Below are 8863 nucleotides of genomic sequence, written 5' to 3' on the forward strand. Positions count from 1 at the left end.
GGCGCCATCGGTCGCGGCGCCAGCAGCGTGGCCAGGGCCGGCGGCAGCGGCTCCTCCACCGGCGGGAAAGCCGCGCTCAGCAGTGCGGCCGTGTCGCGCTCGCGCCGGACCGCCGCGGCCAGGGTCGGATCGGCGCCATCGGTCGCGGCGCCAGCAGCGTGGCCAGGGCCGGCGGCAGCGGCTCCTCCACCGGCGGGAAAGCCGCGCTCAGCAGTGCGGCCGTGTCGCGCTCGCGCCGGACCGCCGCGGCCAGGGTCGGATCGCGCTCCAACGCTTCCTCGACCAGCCGGCGGCGGTTCGGGTCCAGCGTGCCGTCCACGTAGCCGGCGATCCAGTCGGTGTCGATCGTCATGGACGCCTCCCCGAATATCGGGCCGCCATCACCGCGACCGGGACCGGGCGCCGCGACAGCAGGTGCTGCAAAGCCTGGCGGGCGCGGTGCAGCCGGCTGGTCACCGTGCCGATCGGCACGTCGAGGGCCTCCGCCGCCGCCGTGTAGCTCAGGCCGCCGGCGGAGACCGCCAGCAGCACGCTGCGCTGGTCCTCCGGCAGCTGGTCGATCGCCCGCTGCACCGTCGCCAGCATCAGCGTCGCCTCGACCTCGGCCTCGGCATCGCCGCCCAGCAGCGTGTCCGGGTCGACCGGCTCGGCGGTCTCGCCGCGGCGGCGCCCGGCCCGCATCCGGTCGAGATGCAGATTGTAGGCGATCCGGAAGATCCAGCCCTGCAGGGTCGCGGCCGCGGCGGCCTGATGCGCCCGCTCCAGCGCCCGCTCGCAGGTGGCCTGCAGCAGGTCGTCGCCGTCGGACGGGGAGCCGGCGAGCGCGCGGGTGAAGGCGCGCAGCCGCGGCAGCGACGCCAGCAGCGCTCCCCTGACATGATCCGCCGGATCGGACATCCCACCACCCTGCTGTTGCGGATCATCGGCCCGCGCCGATGCATTAACGCGTGATACGGCGCCTCGGCGCGTCCCGGATGTGAAAATTTTTGCGCGATTCCTTGGAATGACTGCGGCGTCCCGGACGTCACAGCTATGACACGGGCCGTCACGGCCCGCTTCGGCACCACTGTTCTGGAGTTCCTCATGCCTGTCCGTTCGATCGCGATGCTGCCCGTCGTGGCGGCTTTCGGGCTGCTCTACGCCACCACGGCGAGCGCAGCCGCCTGGGGGGATCTCAAGGACGTCTCCAAGCCGCAATTCATGACCGTCAAGGACAATGGACATGGCGGCGGTAACGGCGGGGGCAACGGAGGTGGAAACGGCGGTGGAAACGGCGGCGGCAATGGGGGCGGCAACGGTGGCGGCAACGGCGGCGGAAATGGCGGGGGCAACGGAGGCGGCAACGGCGGTGGAAATGGCGGGGGTAACGGGGGCGGCAACAGCGGCAATGCCGGCGGCAAGGCCAGCAGCAGCGACAGCGGCGTCGGCAGCTCCACGGACGACGACAGTCCCGGCAACAGCGGCAAGCTCCGGGGCACCCGCCACGGGACCGGCATCGCCAGTTCGACGGATCCGGCGGACGCTCCCGGCAACAGCGGCAAGGCCAGGGGCAAGCGGCCCGACAAGGTCGATGCCATCTCTCTCGACGACGACACCACCGCCGCGCTGATCGGCTCCGGCTGGTCGCCGACCGTCGGCAACGGGCCGTTCCGCAATCACGGCGCGCGTGTCTCCACCATGGTCGGCCTGGCCAAGGAGCTGGGCTATGGCGCCAATGTCGGCGCCATGCAGGCCAATTTCGGCACGCCGCAGGAAACCGGCATCCGCGCCCTGCAGGAGCGGATCGCCACCCTCAAGGCCGACCCGACCACGGATCCCGCCCTGATCGACGCGCTGGAGGCGCAGCTGGCCGACCGGATCCAGGCGGTCAAGCCGGGCACCGGGCCGACCGGCGACTGGGAGACGACCAACCTGGACGTCGACGGCGACGGCGTGGTTGACGACCATGACCTGGCCCTGGCCCGCGAAGGGTTCCGGCCGTTCGATTGAGGATCCGGCCACCGTCCGGAAACGCCGCCGGCTGGGCATGGCCCTGCCGGCGGTCCTGTTTGCGGCGGTTCTGTTCGCTGCCTGGCCCAATCAGTCGAACCGCAGCGGGATGTTGATGGTGACGCCCGGGGCCGGGGCATAGTAGTAGGGCGGCGGCTCGACATAGACCGGCGCCGGCCGGCGGTAGTAGTACGGCCGCCCGTAATAGCCGTAATGCGGCCGCTCATAGATCACGACCGGCGGCCGCGGCCGCGCATAGTAGTAGCCATAGCCGTGATGGGGCCGGGCCCAGGGCGGGCCGCCATGATGCCAGGGCTTGTGATGGGCCATGGCCGGCCCGGCGGTGGCCAGCACCGCCAGGGCGGCCAGCGCGGGCATGAGGACGTGTCGTCTCAAGCTCATCTCGATCGATCCCCTTTCCGGGCGTCCGGACAGACGCCCCTCAGACCAGGGACGATCGAGCCCCGCGGTTTCTTCCAACATTCGCGCGGCGGGGCCGGGTGAGGGTTGGTCCAGGCTTCGACGAGATCCCCTCACGCGGAAACGAGGCCCTTTCAGAATTCCAAACATCGTCATTGCGAGCGCAGCGAAGCAATCCAGGGGCCAGTGCGAACCGGCCCCTGGATTGCTTCGTCGGCTTCGCCTCCTCGCAATGACGGTTTGGAATTTCGAAACGGTCCCGCAAGCGGGAGAGGCAGAAATTCCGCCACCTTTGATCGGCGACGGCCCGGTTCAGCCTGAATTCTTCCCGCCCCGCTCGCCGGTCTCCGCCTGCCGCAGGGCGGCGTCGAGGTCGGCGATCAGGTCAGCCGTGTCCTCCAGCCCGACATTCAGCCGCACCAGCCGGCCGGCATAGTCGGTGCCCAGCCGCGGGATGCTGCGATAGGCCATCACCAGACTGGTGGTGCCGCCCCAGCTGTAGCCCAGCCTGAACAGGCGCAGCGCCTCGACGAAGCGGGTGACGTAAGCCTCGTCGCGCTCCGGCCCGAACACGATCGAGAACACGCTGGACGAGCCCGTGAAGTCGCGGCGCCAGGTCTCGTGGCCGGGGCAGGAGGGCAGGGCCGGGTGCAGCACCGTCTCGACCTCCGGCCGTCCGGCCAGCCAGGTCGCGACCGCCAGGGCCGTGCGTTCCAGGCGGTCGAGCCGGACGCCCAGCGTCTGCAGCCCGCGCAGCGCCAGGCTGCAATCATCCGGCGACACCGCCATGCCGAGCAGCCGGTGCGCGTCGCCGATCGCCTGCCGGTGCCTGTCGTCGGCGACCGAGACGGTGCCCAGCAGCAGGTCGCTGTGGCCGCCGACATATTTGGTCAGCGCCTGGACGCTGATATCCGCGCCATGGGCGAAGGCGTCGAACAGCACGCCGGCGGCATAGGTGTTGTCGATGGCGACGCTGACGCCGTGCCGGTGCGCCGCCGCGGCCAGGGCCGGCACGTCCTGCACCTCCATGGTGATCGACCCCGGGCTCTCGCACCACAGCAGCGCCGTCTCCGGCCGGATCAGCGCCTCGACCTCCGCCCCGGCCAAAGCGGGATAGGTCTCGACCTCCATCCCCAGCTTCGCCAGCAGGCCCAGGGCGAATTCCCGGGTCGGGCCATAGGCGCTGTCCGGCACCAGCACATGCGAGCCGGCGCGGCCCATCGCCAGGAACACCAGCGCGATGGCGGCCTGGCCGCCGGGCACCATGAAGCTGTGCCGCGCGCCCTCCAGCTCGGCGATCCGCCGGGCCAGCTCGATCGTCGTCGGCGTGCCATACAGGCCGTAGGTGTAGCCGCCGTCGAGCGACCAGTCGTCGCGGGCATCGGCCAGCCGGTCGAACACCACGGTCGAGCCGCGATACACCGGCGTCGCCAGGGATCTGAAGCCCTCCGGCGCCCGGGCCTCGGAATGGATCAGCCGGCTCCTCCAGCCCAGCTTCGGGCGATCATCGGTCATCGGCGGCTCCTCCCCATCGGCGCGTCAGGCGGCGAAGCCGGGCTCCTCGCGCATCAGCCGGCGCTTGACGCTCTCCAGATGCAGCCGGGCGCTCTCGGCGTCGCCCTCGCGCATCTGCTCATAGGTCCGGCGGGCGATCTCGGCCGGCACCGCGGTCAGCCTGCGGCCGGTGCTCAGCGCCTTGACCTGCACCTCGGCCGCGCGCTCCAGGTAGTACAGGTCGTCCCAGGCCTCGGCGATGGTCGGGCCGCACACCATCACGCCGTGGTTGCGCAGGAAGACGATGTCGGCGTCGCCCAGCGTCGCGGCGATGCGGTCGCCCTCGGCCTCGTCCAGGGCCAGGCCGTTATAGGCGTCGTCCACCGCGGTGCGGCCGTAGAACTTCAGGGCCGTCTGCCCGGCCCAGACCAGCGGCTGGCCCTCGACCATGCTCAGCGCCGTGGAATAGGGCATGTGGGTGTGGAAGGCGGCGCGGGCGCGCGGCACCAGCTTGTGCAGCCGGGCATGGATGTAGAAGGCCGTCGCCTCCGGCCTGCCGTCGCCGTCGATGACGTTGCCGTGGAAGTCGCAGACCAGCAGGCTGGAGGCCGTGACCTCGGCGAAGGCCAGGCCGTAGGGGTTGACCAGGAACAGGTCGTCCCGCCCCGGCACCAGCGCCGAGAAATGGTTGCAGATGCCTTCCTCCAGCCCCAGCCGCGCGGCCATGCGGAAGCAGGCGGCCAGGTCGATCCGGGCCTGGCGCAGCGCCGCCCAGTCGATCTCGCCGATATTGGACAGCCGGGACGGGTCGGCGGCGTGCAGCTCATGGGCCATGGCGGGGTCTCCTGTCGGCGGGCGGGGCAGGGATCTTTTCAGAAGCAGCCCGCATCCTTGAACAAGCCGGGCAGCCCGTCCAGGGTGGGAGGCACCGCGTCAGGCGCATGGCCGTCGAGCGGGCGGCGGCCCGCGTCGCGGTCGTGATGGCCAACGGGCTTCGCCGATCCTGACGAACGGTCCAATCGACAGGCCGCTCGTGCGGGGTCTCAGATGAGGCACCCCTTCGACCAATCCAGATCATCCGTCCAGTCGAATTGACGCCCAAATTGATGGGGATAGGCAAGGTGCGGAGTGGTTGCGTGATCGTCGAGGATGCCTAGTCTAAACGTATTCGCAAGGACCCGGTGAAAATCCGGGTGGCTCTTCCGGCCGCCGATCCGCCGGATAACGCTAGCGATATCGGTACAGTGGCGACGGTCAACTCGATTCCTCTTCGCAAAGAGCGTATCGAAGCGGGGTCTACTCGCATGGGTTTTTACCCTGACCTATATCGGCCTCTTCGCTGACCTGAAGGTGTCGCCGCTGTTCTCGATAGGATCGTGAGGACGGCAAATGTCCCAGAAACCGTGATCCCGGAACGCAATATCCATTCTCGGATATTGCGCCGCTATGCATTCAACCATCCCATCTCTCGCCGCGCTGGCCATTCGTGGTCCGTCGGGCTGTCCGGCTATCGGCGAGAACCTCCCGACCCCTCGTCATCGGAGGACAGATGCCGTGCATCATATGCGGATCTCCGGATCTTGCCTTCCTGGTCGAGCTGGCCAGCGTTCCTGTGATCTGCAACCAGCTTCATCGCAATGGCGAGGACGCTCGGCGGGTTGCCCGTGGCGATATCTGGCTCGTCGGCTGCCGCTACTGCGGGCATGTGTTCAATTCTGCGTTTGATGCCGAGCGAGTCGTGTACGACGAGCGTTATGAAAACTCGCTGATGGGCTCGCCGCATTACCGCCAGTACTCGGACGGTATTATCAGCCGTCTTCTATCGGTCTACGGGTTGGCTGGCGGTACTGCCGTCGAGATCGGATGCGGTCGGGGCGAGTTCCTGCGGATGTTGCGCAAGCGGGGGCTGCGCAAGGGAATCGGGTTTGATCCCGGCCGCTCGACCGGCGAGGACACGATCGGTGATCCGGCGGTCACCATCATCGGCGACGTGTTCACTCCATCCCTCGCGCCATATGCTGACATCGTCTGCTCACGCTATGTGCTGGAGCATCTGCCGCGCCCGGTGGATCTGCTTCGGTCGATCTGCGAAGCCTATGCCTCACATCCCGCTCGGGTGGTGTACACCGAGGTGCCGAACGGCACTTATATGCTCGACAGGCTCGGGATCTGGGATCCCCTCTACGAGCATCTCTCCTACTTCACCTCCTCCTCCCTGGCGCACGCGGTGCGGTTGGCAGGGCTTGTTCCCGGCCCCATCAATGTCGGATTCGGTCACCAGTTCCTCGCGGTGGAGGCGACATTTGCCAGGCCTGAAGCGGATGAGCGGGTCACGGTTGCACCCGATATACAGAGCTTCGACGGTTTCGCCGATCGGTTCAGGAAGGCGCTTTCGGTCTGGCAGGACTGGCTGAACCAGGCCCGATGGGAAGGCCGGCGCCTGGTACTCTGGGGGGCTGGCGCCAAGGGGGTAACCTTCTTGAATATCCTGGACCGGTCCGGGAGAGCCGTCGAGCGGGTGGTCGACATCAATCCTCTCAAGGCCGGAGCCTTCACCGCTGGCACGGGACATCTGATTGTGCCGCCTGCGGCGCTGAAAGAGCGGCCACCTGATAAGATCCTGGTGATGAATCCCGAATACGAGACGGAGGTTCGGCAGACGCTCGATGGACTCGGGCTGGACGTCGAACTGATCGTGGTCTCGGGCAGGCTGCCTCCCCCGGGCACTCGTAAGCAACGATCGGTCTCGTGCGTCTCCTCTTGATCAGAGGACGAAGGCGATCCACACCTCAGGCATTGTCCTGCCGGCGCACCCGTGACCGGGCTGCCGCCCGTTTGGACCATTGTCCAGCTGGTGCCCTCGAGGATGGACTCACCGACCTCCGGCGCAACCGCGATCAAACGGGCGGCCGCGGCCCTGGGCACAGTGCCGGCGAAGGCTTGAAGGGAGACGGGGATGGGGGCGGTCGAGCGGGCGGTCTGGTTCATCGAGCATCAATTCGGGTCGGAGGTCACGCTCGACGCGATCGCCGAGGCCGCCGGCGTGTCCCGGTTCCATCTGTGCCGCCTGTTCGGCGTGGCCACCGGCCGGTCGGTGATGCGCTATGTCCGCGGCCGCCGCCTGACCGAGGCGGCGCGGGTGCTGGCGGCCGGCGCCTCCGACATCCTGGCGGTGGCGCTCGACGCCGGCTACGGCTCCCACGAGGCCTTCACCCGCGCCTTCCGCGACCAGTTCGGCCTGACGCCGGAGCTGGTGCGCGGCCAGGGCCGTGTCGACAACCTCGCGCTGGTGGAGCCGATCCGCATGGACGAATCCCTGATCATCGACCTCGAGGCCCCGCGCTTCGAGGCCGGCAAGACCCTCCTCGTGGCGGGCCTCGGCGACCGCTACACCTTCGAGACCAATGAGGGCATCCCGGCGCTGTGGCAGCGCTTCGGGCCGCAGATCGGCCATGTGCCGAACCAGCTCGGCGACGCCACATACGGCGTCTGCTGCAACACCGACGACGCCGGCAATTTCGACTATGTCGCGGGGGTCGAGGTCGCCAGCTTCGATGACCTGCCGGCCGAGCTGTCGCGGGTGCGGATCCCGGCCCAGCGCTACGCCGTGTTCTCGCACCGCGCCCACATCTCCCGCATCCGGGCGACGCACTACACCATCTGGACGAAATGGCTGTCGCAGTCCGGCCACGCCTTCGCCGACGCGCCGAGCTTCGAGCGCTACAGCCGGGACTTCGATCCCTGGGCCGGCACCGGCCTGGTCGAGATCTGGATGCCGCTCAGGACCTGACCCGCGCGGCCGGGGCCGCCGGCGCCAGCCGGTCGCACTGCATCAGCAGCCGCACCAGCTCCGCCTGGCGGCGGGTGCCGGTCTTCTCGAAGATCCGGGTCAGATGGGTCCGCGCCGTGGTCGGGGCGATCGCCAGCCGGTCGGCCACCGCCTGCAGCCCGTCGCCGCGGCTGATCTCGGCGGCGAACACGGCCTCGGCCGCGGTCAGGCCGAACAGCTCCTGCAGCAGGGCCGGGGAGGGGGTGCCGGCGGTGCCGGGATCCATCACGAACAGCGCCACCCAGCTGCGGCCGGCGTCGCCGCCGCGGACCGGGATCACCGTCACCAGCAGGGGCGGGGCGCCGGACGGGCGCGACAGCCGCAGCCGGGTTCCGCCCGCCGGGGCCGCGGCGATGGCCTGGCGCAGCCGGCCGGTCTCCTCCGGGATGGCCGTGGTGATGCCGAACGGCGTGGCGAACAGCCCGTCCTTCCGCCCGATGATCGCCCCGGCGCGCCGGTTCATCCGCACCGGCCGGGCCGTCGCATCCGCGATGATCACGCCGAGGTCGAGCCAGTCGAGCAGGTCCTCGATGCCGTGATCCGCGTCGTCCTGCGGCCGGGGGGCGGCTGTGGCCGGCCCGTCGTCATCATCGGCCGGGCCCGGCAAGGGCTCCACGCCGATCACGCGGGCCGAGAGGACGGCGGCCAGTGCGGGATGGGCCGTCAGGGAATAGTCGAGATCCGCAGCGCTATCGGTGATGCCCGCCATGACCTGAGCCTCCATGCCCGACGCTGTGTCCGCCCTGCGTCGGGATCCGGCTTGGTTCGGGGGCGGCGCCGTGAAGGACACCCTAGGCGCCGCAATTCCGCCGCGCTTCGGGGCGCCCGCCCAATTTTCGTTGGCGCGACTACCTAGTTTTCGCCGGCGGAGAGCAGCCAGGGCTCGCTGTGCAGGCGCAGGACCACGTCCATGCGGCTGCTGGCGTTCAGCTTGCCCAGCACCGCCGAGACATGGTGCTCGACCGTGCGCGGCGACCGCACCAGGCGGCGGGCGATGTCCTGGTTGCCCATGCCCTGGGCCAGCAGGCGCAGCACCTGCAACTCGCGCCGGGTCAGGCCCAGCGGGTGGCGGCGGGCGGCGGCGTAGGGGCCGCGGCGGGCGCGCGGCAGCTGGTCGGCCACGCCCAGGCG

General features: G+C 69.6%; 10 protein-coding genes and 1 other annotated feature. Of the genes, 3 read left to right on the top strand and 7 right to left on the bottom strand.

Features of this window, described 5'->3' with window-relative positions; genetic code table 11:
- Positions 1-76: 76 nt before the first annotated feature.
- Positions 77-352 (bottom strand): anti-sigma factor family protein, encoded by a 276-nt coding sequence (locus BWR60_RS34815; RefSeq protein WP_088157740.1) that lies wholly within the window; start codon positions 350-352, stop codon positions 77-79.
- The gene (locus BWR60_RS34820) at positions 349-897 is read right to left on the bottom strand and encodes an RNA polymerase sigma factor (protein WP_088157742.1); all 549 of its coding nucleotides are present in this window, start codon (positions 895-897) and stop codon (positions 349-351) included. The genes BWR60_RS34815 and BWR60_RS34820 overlap by 4 nt, the downstream gene beginning before the upstream one ends.
- 186 nt (positions 898-1083) lie before the next feature.
- Here BWR60_RS34820 and BWR60_RS37465 point away from each other — a divergent pair, with 186 nt between their 5' ends.
- Positions 1084-1989 (top strand): hypothetical protein, encoded by a 906-nt coding sequence (locus BWR60_RS37465; protein WP_179222073.1) that lies wholly within the window; start codon positions 1084-1086, stop codon positions 1987-1989.
- A gap of 90 nt (positions 1990-2079) precedes the next feature.
- Here BWR60_RS37465 and BWR60_RS34830 read toward each other — a convergent pair whose 3' ends face one another.
- The 3 genes from BWR60_RS34830 to BWR60_RS34840 all read right to left on the bottom strand — a co-directional run bounded on the left by BWR60_RS34830 (position 2080) and on the right by BWR60_RS34840 (position 4737).
- Positions 2080-2367, bottom strand: a complete 288-nt coding sequence (locus BWR60_RS34830; protein ID WP_088157744.1) for a hypothetical protein — start codon at positions 2365-2367, stop codon at positions 2080-2082.
- A 354-nt stretch (positions 2368-2721) separates the two neighbouring features.
- Positions 2722-3924, bottom strand: a complete 1203-nt coding sequence (locus BWR60_RS34835; protein ID WP_088157746.1) for a cystathionine beta-lyase — start codon at positions 3922-3924, stop codon at positions 2722-2724.
- A gap of 24 nt (positions 3925-3948) precedes the next feature.
- A complete protein-coding gene (locus tag BWR60_RS34840; RefSeq protein WP_088157749.1) occupies positions 3949-4737 on the bottom strand; it encodes an aldolase in 789 nt (262 codons plus the stop codon).
- A 337-nt stretch (positions 4738-5074) separates the two neighbouring features.
- Positions 5075-5130: a sequence feature (sul1 is cis-regulatory element that is thought to sense ions involved in sulfur or methionine metabolism; They are found in Alphaproteobacteria), on the top strand.
- 322 nt (positions 5131-5452) lie between these two features.
- On the opposite strand from BWR60_RS34840, the gene BWR60_RS34845 reads away from it, so the two are divergent.
- Both BWR60_RS34845 and BWR60_RS34850 read left to right on the top strand, forming a co-directional pair.
- Positions 5453-6667 carry a class I SAM-dependent methyltransferase gene (locus BWR60_RS34845; protein WP_088157751.1) on the top strand — a complete coding sequence of 405 codons (1215 nt, stop codon included), beginning with the start codon at positions 5453-5455 and terminating at the stop codon, positions 6665-6667.
- A gap of 192 nt (positions 6668-6859) precedes the next feature.
- Positions 6860-7693, top strand: a complete 834-nt coding sequence (locus BWR60_RS34850) for an AraC family transcriptional regulator (RefSeq protein ID WP_088157753.1) — start codon at positions 6860-6862, stop codon at positions 7691-7693.
- Here the strand turns inward: BWR60_RS34850 and BWR60_RS34855 are convergent.
- Positions 7683-8441 carry a helix-turn-helix transcriptional regulator gene (locus tag BWR60_RS34855; protein WP_144445865.1) on the bottom strand — a complete coding sequence of 253 codons (759 nt, stop codon included), beginning with the start codon at positions 8439-8441 and terminating at the stop codon, positions 7683-7685. The genes BWR60_RS34850 and BWR60_RS34855 overlap by 11 nt on opposite strands.
- A gap of 143 nt (positions 8442-8584) precedes the next feature.
- On the bottom strand, positions 8585-8863 hold a 279-nt coding region (locus tag BWR60_RS34860), incomplete at its 5' end, for a response regulator transcription factor (protein ID WP_144445866.1).

Source organism: Inquilinus limosus (genome assembly GCF_002195995.1).
In the GTDB taxonomy this organism is placed as follows: domain Bacteria; phylum Pseudomonadota; class Alphaproteobacteria; order DSM-16000; family Inquilinaceae; genus Inquilinus; species Inquilinus limosus_C.